Genomic DNA, 18,696 nt, shown 5'->3' with positions numbered 1-18,696 from the left:
TTCTCCTGCTTGCGTCGAGCAAATCAGTGGTGAATCAAAAAGTGGTTTTCATCGTCAGGTACAGGGCGCCGCGATCCTCGGTCGTGGCACCGCCTCCGGAGAAGGACGAGTAGCCGCCGGCGTAGCAGGCATAGTTTTCGTTGCCGCTGAAGGCGTTCGGGGTGGAGCCGTCACCGCCGGTCGGGCCGGTGCTCACACCGCTGACGTTGCATTTGTCGGTCTTGCCGAAGGAGTCCACGTACTTCAGGTCGACGAAGTATTTGTTGTACACAACGGCACCCAGGCCGACGGCATAGTTGCCGGTGTCCTTGGCACCGCCACCGGAGACTGGCGACACGCCATCGATACCGACGTTGACCGACATCGGTGCGTTGAGATCGACACCGGGGAACACCTGGTACCAGGTCGGTGTGAAGTTGACCGCGATGCCCCAGTTGTCCCGGGTCGGCGCGTCGATGCCGCGATAGGAATCCTTGCCCTTGTAGAGCGCCTCATTTTTGCTGTCGAGCTTGAGCAGGTTGCTGTAGTACAGCTCGGTGAGCACGGTTGCCTGGTCGAAAACCGGGGTTTTCGGCAGGGTCATCAGGCCGTTGATCGTCCAGTGCAGCGTGTCGCCGGTGGCGGCCATGCTGTCGCCCTTGTGCGGGGTGTCATAGACCACGCCGGTCGCTGCCGTACGAGGCGGCAACAAGCCCAGGCCCTGGCCCAGACCCAGCGGGCTGTTGGTGCTGACGATCGCCGGGATACTGGCCAGCGGCATGTTGTGGCGAATGTTCAGGTCCGAACCCACGCTCACGCCGCCCACGTCCTTGGACAGGCTCAGGCCGAAGATCTTGATGTTGTCGGCATAAGCCAGTTGATAGGTGGCGGTGCTCAGGGAATTGAGCGTGTTGACCACCGCGGGGACCTGGCCTGCCGGGCGGGTGCCGTTGGCGTTGGCCGAGCTGATGCCACGGGCGTCCAGCCAGGCCTGCGGCAGGATCTCCGAGGTTTCGCGGTAGTAAACGCCGAGGGTGCCGTCCAGCCAGGCTGGCGACCACTTGGCCATCAGGCCCCAGTCGCCGCTCTTGTCCGGGGTCAGGTCATGGCCACGACGCACGTTGGTCAACGCATTGCACGGCGCCAGGCCGCAACCCAGAGGACTGCCAGGCACGACAGCATTAGTGTTACCCAGCAGGAACGACTGCGCGCCGAAACCGACCAGGTCGGAGCCGCCGTAGTAAGTTCCGGCTTCTGGAAGACGGGCGGCGTCCCAGTCGAGAAAGTATTGCGCCCCGAGGGTCAACTCCGGGTTGACGGTGAACGACATCGACAGCTGATTGCGCGGAACGAACAGCTCCTTGGCTTCGGTGCCCGGCGACGCTGCCAGCTTGGCCAGGTCCAGGCCCGACTGGCCGTAGCTCATCGAGTGCACCGGGTTGAGGATGGTCTCACCCCAATAGACGTTGTGCTGGCCGGCCTTGACGCTGAGCATCGACTCTTCGCCCACTTCGGTGCTGTAGAACACGAAGGCATCGAGGATTTCGCCCGAAGGCCCGGTGTAATAGCGCTGGGCGTAGTTGCTCAGGTGCGGGCTGCCGTTGCCAACGTTGTCATTAGTGACGGCGGCCAGGCGCGGGTCGTTGGCAACCAGGCCGGAAGTCGAGCCATTGCCGTTGACGAACGGGTTGGAGTTGGAACCGGTGTTCTCGTAGGCCTTGTCGTACCAGCTGGCGGCGCTGACGCGAAAGCCCATGGCGTTCTGGTAGACCACGTCCATCTCGGTCAACAGGTCGATACGGTTGGTGATGTTGGTACCGGCCTTGCGGAAGTTGTAATCGCCGTCGTTGTTGTTCGGCGTTCCCAACATGCGCTTGTCGGCACTTTCAGTGCGTACGCCGTAGTTGTACTTGATGGTGTTGTCCACACGCATCGTCCAGTCCGGATTCCCCGTATCGATCTCTACCCCATGGGCAGTCGGCACGATGGCGGCGAGAATGGCCGACGCCAGCAGGCTGTAGCGTGGAGCGGTGAAGCCGTGACTCTTGGTGTTGTGCATTGCGTTGTCTCCGCCTTTTTCTATTTGTTTTAAGCGCAGCCGCCCTCTCGCAAACCTCTTCGGGTCTGCGTTTCAGGAGTGAGGGCAATTGCCGGTTGCGTGTTGCCAGACCGGCTCCTGTATTAGCTATCCAGCTGCAGGATGAGTGCCTCGGCTTGCTGCCATGGGCCAAATCCTGCGGCCGGATTGAGATGACCGACTTCGCCCAGATCGAGCAATTCGGCGCCCCAGTTTTCTGCCATGCGGGACACGGCGGAAAAACTGGCAAGGTGATCGTTGGTGCTGCCGGCCACGATGCTGGGGAACGGCAACGGACCATTTGGAAGTGGATTCCAGCCCTGGGTTTTCAGGGTTTCGGACGAGGGATAGTTGGAAGGCCAGACGGCATCGAGATCAGGCGGCGCGGCGAGCAAGGCGCCCTTGATCGGACGGCTGTAGTGCGCCGCCCAATGGGCGACCATCAGGACACCGGCACTGTGGGCCACCAGAATCACCGGCCCGTCGATCTGCTCGAGCTCGTGCTGGATTGCCCGTACGCGAGCCATGCAGTCGAGTTTGTCGGTTTCCAGCGGTGGCACACTGCGTACTTTGCAGAGTCTTGCTTCAAGCAGCGTTTGCCAGTGTTCGGCAACGTGCTCGCGCAGACCCGGTACGATCAGAACGGTTGCAGCAGTTTGCAGTTTGTCCACGTCAACACCTTCGCTATCACGGTGACTCGGCTGACTCGGTGGTCAGCGTTTTGTTGTAGGTATGACATTAAAGAGCACCCACCCCGGGCGCTTTTCATTGGACGTCATGCACTTTTCTTTTGATGACAAACGGGGAGTGGCCAGCGATGTGCTACCGTTGGTCATGTAATCCCACGGATGCCTTGCAGGCCGCTGTAATCAATGGGTGCGCGTTGATCGAGACGTCAGGGAACGGTGAATTTCGGCCGCTCGGAACGACCGTTGTCGGCGAATTCGCAACTGTTCAACTGTTGATGTGCTGGCTATAGTCGCCACGCTCGCTTCCACCGCAACTGGTACAGGAAAGACCTTCGCATGACCAAGCTTGTACGCGCCGCTGTCTTGACCAACTACCTGGAGGTCACTCAGTACCTGTCGTTCAACCCGCGTGATGTATTGGCGGGCGTAGGCCTGAGCAAGGCCCAGCTGCAAGCTCCCGAACACCGCATACCCATCGATGCCGCCGTGCGATTGCTGGAAGACTCGGCCGCTGCCAGCGGCTGCCAGAACTTCGGCCTGAGCATGGCCGAATCGCGTCAGCTGTCGGACTTCGGCGTGGTCAGCCTGCTGCTCAGTCATCAGCGCACGCTGCGCGATGCCTTGCGAGTGGTGGTCAACTACCGGCACCTGATGAACGACTCGCTGGCGATCTTCATCGAGGAAGCCGGCAAGATGGTGATCATTCGCGAGGAGGTGGTGACCGAGACGCCGATGCCCAGCCGCCAGGCAACGGAGCTGGCCCTGGGGGTGATGTTTCGCCTGTGCTCCGCCCTGCTCGGCTCTCACTGGCACCCCTACAGCGTCAACTTCACCCACCAGGCCCCCGAGAACCTGCAAATGCATCGGCGCCTGTTCAACTGCAACCTGGAGTTCGGCAGCGAGTTCAACGGCATCGTCTGCTCCGATGCCAGTCTCGACTTGCCCAACCCCAACGCCGACCCGGCCATGGCGCGCTACGCCCAGAGCTATCTCGATTCGCTGCAGAGCAACGAAGGCGCCTCGATGCTGTTCGAGGTGCGCAAGGCCATCTACCTGCTGCTGCCCATGGGCCGCGCCACCATCGAACAGGTCGCCCAAAGCCAGGGCATGAACGTGCGCACCCTGCAACGTCGCCTCAAGGACGACGGCTGTGCCTTCAACGACGTGATCAACGATGTGCGCCGCGACCTGGTGCTGCGTTACCTGGACAACCCGAACTACTCCCTCAGCCGCATCGCCGACATGCTCGGTTATTCCATGGCCAGCTCCTTCACCCGCTGGTTCATCAGCCAGTTCGGGATGCCCCCGGCGGCTTGGCGGGCTTCGCATAAGCAGTCCAAGGGTTCGGCTGCTGCGCCTGAGTCCTGAAGGCGTTCTTGAGGTTGTGCGCATATCCGTTGCTGCGGTAACGGCCACTTATGGTTCCGCCTGACGGCGGGTTACTTTGAAAAGCGCAAAGTAACCAAACGCTCTATCCCCTGACGTACGGCCCCTCGCTGAGGCTCGGGGTTCCTTCGCTCCGGCATCCATCCGGGGGCATCGCCTCCGGTTTGCTTCGCTGCACCTCCTCTCGATGTGTGCGGCTTCGCCGCACGGCGCTACGCGCCTGCCCCCGGATAAATGCCTCCACTCAGCCTTCCGATGGGGCAGATCAAAATCAAGATCAAAAGCTTGCAGGCGAGCTAACGCTCGGCCTGTTGAGTGGTGAAGAGCGGGTCAGGCATACAACGCCCCCTGTGGGAGCTGGCTTGTCGGGTCGCCGCATCGCAGCGATGGCGGCCTGACAGCCGACCCATTTCTTCCAGATGTACCCCAATCCCCTGTAGGAGCGAGCCTGCTCGCGATGGTCGTCAACGATAACGCTGGCCGCCTGACACCCCGCGTTGTTCTGTCGTCCATCGCGAGCAGGCTCGCTCCTACAGGGGACCGCGATCTGCTTTTGCTTTGGCTTTTGATCTTGATTTTGACCTGCCCCGTCGGAAGGCCGAGCGGAGGTGTTCATCCGGGGGTAAGGCGCGTAGCGCCGTGCGACGCAGTCGCACACATCGAGAGGAGGTGCAGCGCAGCAAACCGGAGGCGATGCCCCCGGATGAATACCGGAGCGAGGGAACCCTGAGCCTAAGCGAAGGGCCGTACGTCAGGGGATAAAAGCGCTTGGTTACTTGGCGCTTTTCCAAGTAACCCGCCGTCAGGGCGGAACCATAAGCAGCCATCACCAAAGAAACGGATATGTACCCAATCAAAAACCGAAACTGCAAACGAAAAAAAACGGCGACCGCTGGTACGGTCGCCGTGAAAGACCAGTGTTTGTAACACCAGCCGAAAGCCCCACCCCGTCAGGAGTCAACGTGATGTGGCCTGCCACTTCGTGAATGCGATAACGGGCTCAAGCCCCCCAGTGCAGCAACAACAGCACCAGCACGACGAGGAAAACGGTCTCCCCCACCATCAGCAAAATCGGTTTGATACCCACTGACGCCAGCTCCTTGAGCCGGGTCTTCATGCCCAGGGCGCTGATGGAAATCACCAGGCACCAGCGCGACAGGTCATTGACCGCGCCCTGCACCGCCGGGACCACCCAGCCGGTGCTGTTGATGCACGCCAGCACCAGGAAACCCACGGCAAACCAGGGCAACAGCGGCGGCCGCTTGCCGGTCGGGTCGGCGCCCTGCATGCGGGTGATCATGGCGGCGGTGACGATCACCGGCAGCAACATGGCCACCCGCATCAACTTGACCACCGTGGCCGTGTCGCCGGTCTCGGTCGACATGCTGTAGCCCGCACCGACCACCTGGGCCACGTCATGAATGGTCGCCCCTAGAAACACCCCCGCCAGTTGCGGCGACAGGTGCAGCCAGTTGGCGATCATCGGATAGACAATCATCGCCATGGTCGACAGCGCCGACACACCGATCACCGTGAACAAGGTCGCGCGCTCTTTCTGCGGATGGTTCGGCAGCGCCGCCGCCAAGGCCAATGCCGCCGAGGCGCCGCAGATGGCCGTCGCGCCGCCGGTGAGCATGCCGAACAGGCGCTGGAAGCCCAGGGCCTTGGCGGCGATCACCGAAACGCCGATGGTCACCACCACCAGAATCACCACCAGCGCAATCGGCTTCCAGCCCAATGCGGCCATCTGTTCAAGGGTGATACGCATGCCCAGCAACGCCACGCCAATGCGCAGCACAGTGCGGGCAGTGAACTCGACACCGGCCTTGCATCGACCGTCATCGGCGAGAAAATTCAGGGCCATGCCCAATAGCAAGGCAAACAGCATGACCGGCGCACCGTAGTGCTCGGATAAAAACGACGCAGCGGCGGCCACGATCAGGCTGACGATAAATCCCGGCGCCAGTTCGCGCGTGCGACTGTGGATACGGGTGAGAGCAATGGCGCTCATGGCGCGGTCTCCTCTGAAGCGATGACGATAAACGCCTGGTCGTCGATGATCTCGACCGGGTAGTTGTTAACCTTCACCAGGTTGGAATTGAGCAGATAACCGCTGCGCAGGTCGAAACGCAGACCATGGGCGCAACACTGGATCACCTTGCCATCCAGGCGTCCGCCACACAGCGAGGCGCCCTGATGCGGACAGCTGTCATCGATGACGTACAGCTCGCCGTCGACGTTGAACAGCGCCAGGCTCTTGTCGTCGAATTCGAACAGCGCTCGGCCACCGGCCGGCGGAAACTTGCCGGCCGGTACGGGAATGCGCCGGGTCATGCCGGTTGCCGCTCGCGCTCACGTTCCTTGAGGGCTTCGTTCATCGCCCCCAGAAGCGCCTGGGCCGGTTGCGCCCCCACCACGGTCATGCGGCGATCGAACTGAAAGCTCGGCACACCACCGGTTCCGCCTGGGAAACCTTCGAAGGGCGAGGCATCGCCCGTCAGGCAGTCGGCGACCACGTCTGGATCGATGCCGCAGGAGCGAGCGATCGCCAGCAGGGTCGTACGGCAACCCAGGTCCTCGCCCTTCTGGAAATAAGCGGCGAACAGGCGTTCGAGCAAAATATCGCGTTGCACCTCATTGCCCTGCTCGCTGACCCGCGCCATCAAGCGATGAGCATCCGCGGTGTTGGGCATGGTCGCGATGTTGCTCAGGTCGATGTTCAACCCCACCGCCGCGGCCGCCTGCTGGACCTGGGCCTGACGCATGGTCACTGCATCGGCATTGCCCAGGCGCTTGCGGTAGAAATCGGCGAAGGGTTCACCCTGTACCGGTATCTGTGGCAGCAACTGCACGCCATGCCACATCGTGGTGATCTGCACATCCGGATGACGACTGCGAAACTGCACCTGGGCATGCTCCAGTTGACGCTTGCCGATCAGGCACCAGGGGCAAATGAAATCGAAAAACACATCAATACGTAAACGACGACTCACAACTTCACCTCTAGCCCGGCATTGCAGACGGGGTCAGGCACGCTCTGACCCTGAAGACGGGCAATATCTTTGTGGTAATGACACTTGGCATAAAAGAACACCGCCGCGGCCGCGATGCTGACCAGCGGCACCACCTGGAAGGCGGTGTGCAAGCCGATCAGGTCGGACAGCTTGCCGGTCAGGAACGGTCCGGGCGCCAGGCCGAGCATGTTGTTGGCCAGGGTCAGCGTGGCGAACGCCGTGCCGTGGACCGAGTAATGGGTCAGGTTGGCAACCATGGCCCCGGCAGGCCCGGTAGTGCCGGCCGCGATCAGCATGCCCAGGCAAATCAGCACCAGTTGCACCGGCCCCGGTTGCAAGGCAAAGGCCGCCGACAACAGCAGGCAACTGCCCAGGCAATAGGCGATGGCCAGGGACACCTTGCGCTCCGGTGAGTTGCGGCACATCCGGTCGCTGAGCATGCCGCACAGGATCATTCCCGCGCCGCTGCACAGCACGATGATCGCCGCGACACCGCCGGCCTTGTCCGTGGCCATCTCGTAGTAACGATTGAGGTAGCTGGGCATCCACACGATCACCGTGCCGCCGACAAACAATTGCAGGCCGCTGCCTATATAAGTGGCAATCACCGAAGGGCTCGACCACAGGGTGCGCAACGGACGCTTGACCGCCGCCGTCGCCTTGTCCACGACACGCTTGGGGGCGATGCGCGCCTCCTTGACGATGATCGGGTACAACACCGCCAGCATCAGGCCGAACAGCGACATGCCGGCGAACGACCAGCGCCAGCCCAGCTTGGCGGCAATCGCACCGCCCAGCGCCATGCCCAGCACCGAGCCGAACATCCCGCCGGCCATGAAGGCACTGGCCAGGGTGGCGCGCATGTGCTTGGGAAACACCGAAATCACCACGGCAATGCCGACACTGCCGTAGGCCGCTTCACCAACACCGACCATGAACCGGGCGATGAACATCTGCGGGTAATCCTGGGCCAACGCGCAACCCAGGGTCGCCAGGCTCCAGAGCAAGGCCATCAGCGCCAGGCTCTTGACCCGGCCAAACCGGTCGGCCAGCAACGACAGCGGGAACGTCAGCAGCCCGACCATCAAGGCGACGATGCCGCTGAGCAAGCCGAGCTGGCCGTCGCTCAGTGCCCACTCGCCCTTGAGCAGCGGGAACACTGCGTTCAGCACCTGACGCGACATGTAATCGGAAATCAACAGGCCGAACGTCAGTGCAAAGACGATCCAGGCATACGGACGCGCAACAGCGACGGCGCCGTCGTCATCGTCTGCGGCGATTGAGTGAAAGGCCATTGGGCCTCCTCGAAACTTGGTTTTATTGTTGTTATCGAGCGTTTTTCAGATCGCCACGAGAGGTCACGGCCTCTCGCGGCGATCCATTGGCAGCGGGGATCAGCCGCGCTGCGGCACACCCTTCTGCCCAGCCTTGCGGTTGGGGGCCATGCCGTTGGCCAACAGGGTTTCTTCGATGCTGTTGTACTTCACACCGATGCGATAGATCTCACGGGCTTCTTTGCCGGTGGCGATTTCGCGACCCAGTTCGTGGGCGATGCGCACGGTCTGCTTGATCTGATCGACCGAGCCGAAACGGTCGCCCTTGTGATCAATGATAGTGTCTTCGTTGCCAACGCGCGGGTGCATGCCCATGGCCATGGACATGGTGTTGAACGGCATGACGTTCTTGAGCAACGACTCGGACGTCAGGGTGCAGCCGTCCGGCGCGCGGTGGATGAAGTTGAAGAAGTTGAACGGGTTCGGGCCGTCGAAACCACCGCCGATGCCGATCCAGGTCAGGTTCAGCGGACCCATGTAGACGCCACGACGCACCAGGCGCTCGAGGGTTTCCAGGGCGTGCATGCCGGTCAGCTGGAAGTGCGGCTGGATGTTGTTGTCCATCAGGCGCTTGAGGTGCTCGGCCACCCAGGCAGGGCCCGCCGGTACGGTCATTTCGCTGTAGGCGGCATGGACCAGCGGGTTATCCAGGGAAGTGCCCTTGAGGTACTCCGGATACAGCAGCTCCATGATGTTCATCTGGGTGGTGTTGATCGCCACCGTGACCTGGTCCGGTTTTGGCGTCAGCTCGGCAAGCATGTGGCGGGTGTCGTCCGACAGCCACTTGGCCGCTTCACCTTCGCTCTCAGGGGCGAAGGAAATCGAACCGCCGACCTGGATGATCATGTCCGGCACGGCTTCGCGCACACCGGCGATCAGCTCGTTGAACTTGGACAGGCGCTTGGAACCCTTGCCGTCCAGTTCACGTACGTGCAGGTGCAGGACAGTCGCGCCGGCTTCATAGCAATCGACCGCTTTCTGCACTTGTTCGTCCATGGTCAGCGGGATGTCTTCCGGGAAGTCTTCCGGCATCCATTCCGGGCCGTACGGGGCCACGGTGATGACCACTTTTTCCATGTTTTCCGGGTGCAACGAATCGTCAAAAAATTGCATGGTGTACTCCAGTTTTTATCATTGTCCCGTCCACCCGGCGTTGTGCCGGGCAAACGTTTTCGAGTGCGAATGCAGAAGGTGTCGAATCAGAACGTCTTGTCACCGATGATCCCGGCGCGCTCCATCTTGCGATGGCACGGCGGGTAGTCCATGACCGCGTAATGCTGGGTACTGCGGTTGTCCCAGATGGCGATGCTGTTGGGTTTCCAGCGCCAGCGCACCTGGTACTCCGGGATGTACGCCTGGCTGATCAGGTAGCGCAGCAATTCGCTGGCGCCCGGATTGGCGTCCTGGCCGAAGCGCACCCGGTCAGGGGTGTGGTAGTTGCTCAAGTGGGTGGTGAAGGCGTTGACGAACAGCACCTTCTCGCCGGTTTCCGGGTGGGTGCGCACCACCGGATGTTCGGCGTCCGGGTACATCGCCTTGAGCGCCAGGCGTTTCTCGATCGGCATGGCGGCGCCGAAGCTCGCTTCGATGCTGTGACGGGCGCGCAGGTCGGCGATCTTCACTTTCACGTCTTCGGGCAAGCGCGCGTACGCCTCGACCATGTTGGCCCACATGGTGTCGCCGCCCACCGGCGGGCACTCCACGCAGCGCAGCACGCAACCCATCGGCGGCGCCTCGCGCCAGGTGGCGTCGGTGTGCCAGGCGTTTTCGTAGCGGTCCATCGGCTGGTCCGGGTTCTTGTAGATGCGTACCAGCCCCGGGTGATCCGGATCGCTGCCGGCCACCGGGTGGTCTTCCAGCTCACCAAAACGTCGGGCGAAGGCCACATGCTCGGCACGGCTGATGTCCTGGTCGCGCAGGAACACCACCCGGTGCTTGAGCAACTGAGCACGAATTTCGGCGAAAAGACCGTCGTCATGGACCGCATCGGCGAGGTTCACGCCGATCAGTTCCGCGCCGATGCTGCAGGTCAATTGTTCGACTCTCATGGCAGGCAACTCCCTTAAATGACGAAAATCGAGGAGCCAGTGGTCTTGCGCGATTCCAGGTCACGGTGGGCCTGGACGGCATCCTGCAAGGCGTAGTGCTGGTTGATTTCGATCTTGATGCGGCCGCTGCCGACGTGATCGAACAACTCGCCGGCCAATGCGGCCTTTTCCGCCGGGTCCGCGATGTAGTCAGCCAGTGCCGGGCGGGTCAGGTACAGCGAGCCCTTCATGGCCAGCATCACCGGATCGAACGCCGGGATCGGTCCGGATGCGGTGCCGACGCACACCATCAGGCCGCGACGCTTGAGCGAATCCAGCGAGCCCATGAAGGTGTTTTTGCCGACGCTGTCGAACACCACGTTCACGCCCACGCCGTCAGTCAGTTCGCGTACGCGCTGGGCGACATCTTCGTGGCTGTAGTTGATGACGTGATCGCAGCCATGGGCCAGGGCGACTTCGCCCTTGGCTTCGCTGGAGACCGTGCCGATGACATTCAGGCCCAGCAGTTTGGCCCATTGCGAAACGATCAGGCCGACACCGCCGGCGGCGGCGTGCAGCAGGATGCTGTCGCCTGCCTTGAAGTCATAGATGCGACGCATCAGGTACGACGATGTCAGGCCGCGCATGGTCATGGCCGCAGCGGTTTCGAAGCCGATGGTTTCCGGCAGCTTGATCAGCGGCGCGGCCGGGATCAGTCGTTCGGTGCTGTAGGCACCCAGGGTATTGAGGAAACCGGTGTAAGTGACACGGTCTCCCACTTGCACGTTGGTCACGCCTTCGCCGATGGCCTGGACCACGCCGGACGCTTCAACGCCCATGCCATTGGGCATCGGGATCGGGTAGGTGCCGTTGCGAAAGTAGGTGTCGGCATAGTTCAGGCCAACGGCTACGTGGCGAAGACGGACCTGGCCCGGACCGGGTTCGCCGACTTCGACATCTTCATAGCGAAGTACTTCGGGACCACCGGTTTCGTAAAAGCGTATGGCTTTAGCCATTATTTTGTTCCCCAGTCAGCATTATTGTCGGGTGCGTCGAATTGCGCTGATTGGACTGTAGGACGGCGCCTGTCGAGTCGCTTCTCATCAGACGACAATGGCTTTTCATTTGATGACAGCAGCCTCCGCGCGGCGCCCGCCCCCTGTAGGAGCGAGCCTGCTCGCGATAGCGGTGGGTCAGTCGACATCATTGCTGCCTGACACACCGCTATCGCGAGCAGGCTCGCTCCTACAGGGGACTGCATTAGCCCCGTAAAAACAGGCTCCATCGCGGTTCGCGCTGTGTAAGGTTTGTGACTACGCTTCTGATCGGGAGACCTTAGGGAGCATGGGGATGGGTGTGAAATCATTCGTTGTCGGGCAGCGCTTGAGCTTGCCTGCTATTGCCCTGATAGGGCTTTCATCCCTCATGGCGGGGTGCGGAAAAGAACCGGTTTCACCGGCCCGCCAACCTCCCGAGGTGACCGTGATGACGGTCACTTCGAGCGATACACCCGTGACGTTCGAATTCGTCGCCCAGACCGAGAGCTCCCGGGAGGTGGAAATCCGCGCCCGGGTCGCCGGCTTCCTGGACAAGCGCCAGTACACCGAAGGTGACCTGGTGAAACCCGGGCAAGTGCTGTTCCAGATGGACCGCAAACCCTTCGAGGCCGCTCTGGCCTCGGCCCAGGGGCAAATGGCCCAGCAACAGGCGCGCTGGGAAGTGGCCAAGGCCACCCTCGCCCGCGTCAAGCCGCTGGCGGCACAGAACGCCGTCAGCAAGATGGACCTGGACAATGCCGTCGGCGCCGAGCGTGAAACCAAGGCCGCCGTGCTCGCCGCCGAAGGCCAGGTCCGCACCGCGCAACTGAACCTGAGCTACACCACCATTACCTCGCCCCTCAACGGCCTTTCCGGCGACGCGAAGAAACAGGAAGGCAGCTACGTCACCCCGGGTGAATCGGGACTGCTGACCTCGGTGTTCCAGATGGACCCGATCTACGTCAACTTCAGTCTCTCGGAAAACGAAACCCTCAAATACCGCGACGAGATCGCCGCCGGACGCCTGAAATTTCCGCCACGCAGCGACTTTGTCGTCGAAGTGGTACTGGCTGACGGCACCGTGGTGCCCGAACACGGCAAGGTGAATTTCACCGCACCGGCCTACAGTCAGGACACCGGCACCTTCCTGGTCCGCGCGGTGCTCGCCAACCCCAACGGCCTGCTGCGCCCCGGCCAGTTCGTGCGCGCCCTGGCCAAGGGCGCGAGCCGGCCGAATGCGATTCTGGTGCCGCAAAAGGCCGTTCTCGAGGGGGCGAAAAGCCACTTTGTCTGGGTGGTCAACGGCGAAGGCAAACCCGAGCAACGGGTGGTCGAGGTCGGCGAATGGCAAGGCGATAACTGGTTCATCAGCAAAGGACTGAAAGCCGGCGAGCGCATCGTGGTCGATGGCGCGCTTCGGGTGACGCCCGGCGGGCCGCTGAAAATCAACGAGGCAACCGTCAAGGCGCCGGTCGCCCCTGAAAGCGGGCAAACCATCAAGGCAGGCTCGAAAGCCGCACCGGGCGGGACCAGCCCATGAGCATTTCTCACTACTGTATTGATCGTCCGATCTTCGCCTCGGTTATCTCGATCATCATCACCCTGGCCGGCGCGGTGGCCATGCTCGCCCTGCCCGTCGCCCAGTACCCGGACATCACGCCACCGCAAATCACCGTGGCGGCCACCTACCCCGGCGCCGACGCGCAGGTGGTGGCGAACAACGTCGCGGCGCCCATCGAACAGCAGGTCAACGGCGCCGACAACATGATCTACATGAACTCGTCGAGCTCGGCGACGGGCAACATGACCCTCAACGTGTTCTTCGAGATCGGCACCGACCCGTCGCTGGCCCAGGTGGACGTGCAAAACCGGGTCAACCTGGCGCTGCCGCAGCTGCCGTCGGCGGTGCAAAGCCAGGGTATCCAGGTACAGAAAAAATCCTCGGCCTTCATGATGGTGCTCGCGGTGTATTCCGCCGGCGATCGCTACGACAGCACCTACGTCGCCAACTACGCCAACCTCTATGTGCTGGATGCGCTCAAGCGCATTCCCGGTGCCAACCAGGCCAGTATCTTCGGCACGCCGGACTACGCGATGCGGATCTGGCTCAAGCCCGACCGGATGGCGCAGCTGGGCATCACCGCCGCCGATGTGCAGAAGGCCGTGGCCAACCAGAACCAGCAATTCGCCGTGGGCCGGGTCGGCCAGTCGCCGACCGGATCGCCGGTGGAGCAGTCGTTTGCGGTGACCACCAAGGGCCGCCTGACCGAGCCTTCCGAGTTCGAAAACATCATCCTGCGTGCCAGCAACGAGGGCGCGGCCATCGTGCGGCTCAAGGACGTCGGCCGCGCGGAACTCGGGCAGAAAGACTACTCGCTGCGCAGCACCTACCAGGGCAAGCCGGCGACGCTGATTGCGGTCTATCAACAACCCGGGGCCAACGCCCTTGACGTTTCGGCGGCGGTGACCAAGACCCTGGCCGACATGAAGGCCACCTTTCCCGAGGGCATCGAATACAAGATCGTGATGGACACCACCGCCTTCACCCGCGCGTCGATTTCCGAGGTGATTCACACCTTCTTCGAGGCCCTGGTGCTGGTGGTCATCGTGGTGTTCCTGTTCCTGCAGAGCCTGCGCGCGACGCTGATTCCGGTGATTGCGGTGCCCGTGTCGATTGTCGGTACCTTCATCGGCATGTCGGCCCTGGGCTTTTCCGTGAACATGCTGACGCTGTTCGGCATGGTGCTGGCCATCGGCATCGTGGTGGACGACGCGATCGTGGTGATCGAGAACGTCGAGCGCAACATGCACGTGCACAAGATGAACCCCAAGGACGCCGCCAAGCGGGCGATGGACGAAGTGGCGGGCCCCGTTGTGGCCATCGTGCTGGTGCTGTGTGCGGTGTTCATCCCGGTGGCGTTCATGGGCGGGATCACCGGCCAGCTCTATAAACAGTTCGCAATTACTATCGCGATTTCCGTGGTGATTTCCGGCCTGGTGGCCCTGACTCTGTCACCGGCGCTGGCGGCGTTGCTGCTCAAGCCGCAGCACGGCGAGAAGAACGCGTTTTTCCGCTGGTTCGAACGCAGCTTCGAGCGCATGACCGAGGGCTATTCGCGTTCGGTGGCGTTCATGATCAAGCGGTTTGCCCTGGGCTTGCTGGTCTTTGCCGGGATGATCGTGCTGATCATATTGATGGCAGGCCGATTACCCAGCGCCTTCCTGCCGCCTGAGGACCAGGGTTATCTGCTGGGCGCGGTGATCATGCCCGATGCCGCCAGCCTTGACCGCACCGACTCGGTGGGCAGCGTGGTCACAGACTTCTTCATGCACGATGAGTCGGTCGAAGGCGTAGCCATCGCCAGCGGCTACAGCCTGCTGGACGGCCAGAACAAGAACAACGCCGCGGCGTTTTTCGTCGGTTTCAAGGATTTCGAGGAGCGCTACAAGAACTCGGACACCATCAAGGAGCAAAGCGCCCCGGCGGTGATCCAGAAAGCGGCCCGCGCCTTTTCCACCGTGCAGGAAGGCATCATTCTGCCGGTCAACCCGCCGTCCATTCCGGGCCTGGGCACCACTGGCGGCATGGAGGTGTGGGTGCAGAGCAAGGGCGACGGCAACGTCGACCAACTGGCAGAAATGGTCGCCACCCTGCTGGCCAAGGCCAAGGAGCGTCCGGAACTGGGTTCGGTCACGTCGACCTTCAACGTGCATTCGCGGCAGTTGATGGTCGATGTCGACCGGGAAAAGGCCGAGTCACTGGGGGTGCCGGTGGAAGACGTCTACAGCGCCATGCAGACCATGTTCGGTTCGCTGTACGTTTCGCAGTTCAACAAGTTCAGCCGACTGTGGCAGGTGATCCTTCAGGCCGAGCCGTCCTACCGCCTGAAAGCCGAGGACCTGCAACAGATTTACGTGCGCAGCAAAAACCTCGGCATGGTGCCGCTCAAGGCCGTGTTGACCACCCGCTACGTCACCGGTCCCGACCTGCTCACCCGCTTCAACAACTTCCCGGCGGTCAAGCTCACCGCCAACGCCGCCCCCGGCTACAGCACGGGACAGGCGCTCGGGGCGCTGGAAGAAATCAGCGCCGAAATCATGACCAACGACTATGCGCTGGCCTTGAGTGGTGAAGCGTTCGAGGAGAAAAAGAGCGGTGGCGCGTCCTCCCAGGTGTTCATCTTCGGCCTGGTGATGGTGTTCCTGATTCTCGCGGCGCAGTACGAGAAGTGGTCGCTGCCGGTCGGCGTATTGATGGCGGTGCCGTTTGCCCTGTTCGGCGCCCTGCTCGCCGTGCTTTTGCGAGGTTTGAGCAATGACGTGTACTTCCAGATCGGCCTGACCATGCTGGTGGCTCTGGCGGCGAAGAACGCCATTCTGATTTTCGAGTTCGCGGTACTGAACCGGGAATCCGGCATGTCCGCCTACGACGCCGCCATGACGGCCGCCAAGGAACGTTTGCGGCCGATCGTGATGACCTCGCTGGCCTTCATCCTCGGCTGTGTGCCGCTGGCGATCGCCGTCGGCGCGTCCGAGAACAGCCGGCACTCCATCGGCACCGGGGTGATCGGCGGGATGCTGGCAGCGACGGTGATCGCAGTGTTCTTCATTCCGATGTTCTACTACCTGATCGAACGCATGACCGGGAAGAAGGAAGACAAGCAACAGGTGGTCCAGACGCCATCCGCGCAAATCCCCGATGGGGCGGCGCAAAACAAGCATGAGGGGGATTGAGATGCGCAAGAACTCTTTCCCGTTGTGGTTGAGTCTGGGTTTGGGGGTGAGCCTGGCCGGTTGCATGGTTGGCCCCGATTATCAGGCGCCGAACATTGATACCCCGGCGGCCTACCGCTATGCGGACAAGGAAGCCAGGGACCTGTCGAACACGCTGTGGTGGGAACAGTTTCAGGACCCGGTGCTCAACGAGCTGATCCGCAGCGCCCTGCTCGAGAACAAGGACATCAAGATCGCCGCTGCGCGGGTCGAGGAATTCCAGGGACGTTATGTTGAAACCCGCTCCCTGTACTACCCGCAGGTCGGGCTCAATTCCCAGGGGCAGCGCACTCGCTCGCCACGGGACAACGGCCCGGTGCCGCTGGATTCATCGGTCGATCCGGTGTTCAACAATTATCAGGCCCTGCTCAGCGTGAACTGGGAGATGGATATCTGGGGCCGACTGCGGCGCCTCAACGAATCGGCCCGCGCCGACCTGCTGGCGTCCGAAGAAGGACGGCGCAGCGTGATCCTCAGCCTGGTGTCGTCGGTGGCCACCAGTTACATCACCCTGCGCGATCTGGATCGGGAGCTGGAAATCGCCCGCACCACGGCCAAGGTGCGCGGTGACTCCTATGACATCTTCAAGAAGCGCTTCGATGCCGGGGTCATTTCGGAAATGGAGCTGGCGCAGAACCTCTCCGAGTACCAGCGGACCCTCGCTTCTGTAGCGCAATTCGAGCCTCTGGTCGCGCAACAGGAAAACCTGCTGGCGATTCTGCTCGGGCGCAACCCGGGCCCTATCCTGCGCGGACGCACCCTGGCGCAACTGACGCTGCCGACGGTGCCTGCCGGGTTGCCTTCGGACTTGCTGGAACGCCGGCCCGATCTGCGCCAGGCCGAGCTGAACCTGATCTCGGCCAATGCCCAGATCGGCGCGGCCAAGGCCCAGTACTTCCCGACCATTTCCCTGACCGGGCTGCTCGGTTCGGTCAGCAACCAGCTTTCGGACCTGTTCACCGGCCCCGCCGCCACCTGGTCCTATGGCGTCGCGGGGAGCATGCCGATCTTCACCGGCGGCGCAATTGCCGGGCAGGTCAAACAGGCCGAAGCCTTCCAGAAACAAACCCTGCTGACCTATCAGAAAGCCATTCAGTCGGCATTCGGCGATGTGGAAAACGCCCTGGTCGCCTCCAGCAAGAGCCGCGAACAGATGGACTTCCAGGCCGGTCAGGTCGAAGCGCTGCGCAGCTACGCCCACTATGCGCGGCTGCGTTATGACAACGGCTACACCAGCTACATCGAAGTGCTCGACGCCGAGCGCAGCCTGTTCGACGCGGAAATCAACTACACCCGCACCCGGGGCCAGGTGTTTACCTCGATGGTCGATTTGTACAAGGCCACGGGCGGGGGTTGGGTGGGCAAGGCGGATGAGCTGACAGCTTCGGGTCATAACTGACCCGGATGCCCTGTAGGAGCGAGCCTGCTCGCGATGGTCGCCAACGAAGACGTTGGGCACCTGTCACCCCGCGGTGTTCCGGGGTTCATCGCGAGCAGGCTCGCTCCTACAGGTCAGAGGGTGTTCAGAACTTCTCGGGGATATGCCGGTACGGATAATCCGGCTCACGATACGACCCCGGCTTCTGACGCTTGGGCAGGATCACCTTTTCACGCGGCACTTTTTTGTAGGGAATGCGGCTTAGCAGATCGCTGATGATGTTCAGCCGTGCCCGTCGCTTGTCATTGGAGTTGGCCACCAGCCACGGTCCGTATTCGGTGTCGGTGGCCTTGAACATCTCGTCACGGGCACGGGAATAGTCGTACCAGCGGCTGTAGGACTTCAGGTCCATGGGCGACAGTTTCCAGATCTTGCGCCCGTCCTCGATCCGCGCTTCAAGCCTGCGGGTCTGTTCTTCTTCGCTCACTTCCAGCCAGTACTTGAGCAGGATCACCCCGGACTCGACAATCGCGCGCTCCACCGACGGGACTGACTTGAGGAATTTGTCGGCCTGCTCTTCGGTGCAAAATCCCATCACCCGCTCGACGCCCGCGCGGTTGTACCAACTGCGATCGAAGATCACCACTTCACCGGCCGCCGGCAGGTGTGGCAGGTAGCGCTGCAAATACATCTGGCTCTTTTCCCGGTCGGTCGGCGCAGGCAGCGCCATCACCCGAAACACCCGCGGGCTCACCCGTTCGGTCAGCGCCTTGATCGTGCCGCCCTTGCCCGCACCGTCACGGCCCTCGAAGATCACACAGATCTTGATGCCCTCCTGCTTGACCCATTCCTGCATCTTCACCAGCTCGACATGCAACAGACGCAACTCGGCCAGATAGTCCTTGTTGCTCAATTTCTTCTCTTCTTCAGGCTGCTTCTTCGAGTCTTTCTTGCCTTTTGCCATGTTCATTACCTCACGAATGCGGACGACTGACAGGTGAT

General features: G+C 62.0%; 14 protein-coding genes. 4 read left to right on the top strand and 10 right to left on the bottom strand.

From position 1 onward, the window contains the following. Positions 1–34: 34 nt before the first annotated feature. Both DKY63_RS03015 and DKY63_RS03010 read right to left on the bottom strand, forming a co-directional pair. On the bottom strand, positions 35–2,038 hold the full coding sequence (locus DKY63_RS03015) for a DUF1302 domain-containing protein (RefSeq protein WP_110962754.1): 2,004 nt from the start codon (positions 2,036–2,038) through the stop codon (positions 35–37). Between the two features lie 122 nt (positions 2,039–2,160). Beyond that, complete coding sequence (locus DKY63_RS03010; RefSeq protein ID WP_110962753.1) at positions 2,161–2,727, bottom strand: RBBP9/YdeN family alpha/beta hydrolase; 567 nt, start codon at positions 2,725–2,727, stop codon at positions 2,161–2,163. Between the two features lie 354 nt (positions 2,728–3,081). Between DKY63_RS03010 and DKY63_RS03005 the strand changes: the two genes are divergently transcribed. Continuing rightward, entirely contained in the window at positions 3,082–4,113 is a 1,032-nt protein-coding gene (locus DKY63_RS03005; protein ID WP_110962752.1) for an AraC family transcriptional regulator, read from the top strand. A 1,018-nt stretch (positions 4,114–5,131) separates the two neighbouring features. Here the strand turns inward: DKY63_RS03005 and DKY63_RS02995 are convergent. From DKY63_RS02995 to DKY63_RS02965, 7 genes are all read right to left on the bottom strand, one after another. After that, the gene (locus tag DKY63_RS02995; protein ID WP_110962750.1) at positions 5,132–6,142 is read right to left on the bottom strand and encodes a YeiH family protein; all 1,011 of its coding nucleotides are present in this window, start codon (positions 6,140–6,142) and stop codon (positions 5,132–5,134) included. Then, entirely contained in the window at positions 6,139–6,465 is a 327-nt protein-coding gene (locus DKY63_RS02990; protein WP_110962749.1) for a Rieske (2Fe-2S) protein, read from the bottom strand. Before DKY63_RS02990 ends, DKY63_RS02995 begins: the two co-directional genes overlap by 4 nt. Next, positions 6,462–7,124 carry a DsbA family oxidoreductase gene (locus DKY63_RS02985; RefSeq protein ID WP_110962748.1) on the bottom strand — a complete coding sequence of 221 codons (663 nt, stop codon included), beginning with the start codon at positions 7,122–7,124 and terminating at the stop codon, positions 6,462–6,464. The genes DKY63_RS02990 and DKY63_RS02985 overlap by 4 nt, the downstream gene beginning before the upstream one ends. After that, positions 7,121–8,440, bottom strand: coding sequence for an MFS transporter (locus DKY63_RS02980; RefSeq protein ID WP_110962747.1), 1,320 nt, complete (start codon positions 8,438–8,440; stop codon positions 7,121–7,123). The genes DKY63_RS02985 and DKY63_RS02980 overlap by 4 nt, the downstream gene beginning before the upstream one ends. Positions 8,441–8,539: 99 nt before the next feature. Then, positions 8,540–9,592 (bottom strand): 3-keto-5-aminohexanoate cleavage protein, encoded by a 1,053-nt coding sequence (locus DKY63_RS02975; protein WP_110962746.1) that lies wholly within the window; start codon positions 9,590–9,592, stop codon positions 8,540–8,542. 86 nt (positions 9,593–9,678) lie between these two features. Further along, positions 9,679–10,527 carry a TauD/TfdA dioxygenase family protein gene (locus tag DKY63_RS02970; protein ID WP_110962745.1) on the bottom strand — a complete coding sequence of 283 codons (849 nt, stop codon included), beginning with the start codon at positions 10,525–10,527 and terminating at the stop codon, positions 9,679–9,681. Positions 10,528–10,541: 14 nt separating this feature from the next. Continuing rightward, on the bottom strand, positions 10,542–11,522 hold the full coding sequence (locus DKY63_RS02965) for a quinone oxidoreductase family protein (protein WP_110962744.1): 981 nt from the start codon (positions 11,520–11,522) through the stop codon (positions 10,542–10,544). Positions 11,523–11,991: 469 nt separating this feature from the next. Here DKY63_RS02965 and DKY63_RS02960 point away from each other — a divergent pair, with 469 nt between their 5' ends. The 3 genes from DKY63_RS02960 to DKY63_RS02950 are packed head-to-tail and all read left to right on the top strand — an operon-like array spanning position 11,992 to position 17,715. Continuing rightward, positions 11,992–13,083, top strand: a complete 1,092-nt coding sequence (locus tag DKY63_RS02960; RefSeq protein ID WP_110962743.1) for an efflux RND transporter periplasmic adaptor subunit — start codon at positions 11,992–11,994, stop codon at positions 13,081–13,083. Beyond that, positions 13,080–16,277 carry an efflux RND transporter permease subunit gene (locus DKY63_RS02955; RefSeq protein ID WP_110962742.1) on the top strand — a complete coding sequence of 1,066 codons (3,198 nt, stop codon included), beginning with the start codon at positions 13,080–13,082 and terminating at the stop codon, positions 16,275–16,277. The genes DKY63_RS02960 and DKY63_RS02955 overlap by 4 nt, the downstream gene beginning before the upstream one ends. A gap of 1 nt (position 16,278) precedes the next feature. Next, positions 16,279–17,715 carry an efflux transporter outer membrane subunit gene (locus tag DKY63_RS02950; RefSeq protein WP_110962741.1) on the top strand — a complete coding sequence of 479 codons (1,437 nt, stop codon included), beginning with the start codon at positions 16,279–16,281 and terminating at the stop codon, positions 17,713–17,715. A 124-nt stretch (positions 17,716–17,839) separates the two neighbouring features. Here the strand turns inward: DKY63_RS02950 and ppk2 are convergent, their stop codons facing one another. Next, complete coding sequence (ppk2, locus tag DKY63_RS02940; protein WP_110967825.1) at positions 17,840–18,658, bottom strand: polyphosphate kinase 2; 819 nt, start codon at positions 18,656–18,658, stop codon at positions 17,840–17,842. Between the last annotated feature and the right edge of the window lie 38 nt (positions 18,659–18,696).

The sequence above is a fragment of the Pseudomonas putida genome, from assembly GCF_003228315.1.
Lineage (GTDB): Bacteria > Pseudomonadota > Gammaproteobacteria > Pseudomonadales > Pseudomonadaceae > Aquipseudomonas > Aquipseudomonas putida_S.
This window is presented reverse-complemented; position numbering and strand designations above follow the sequence as displayed.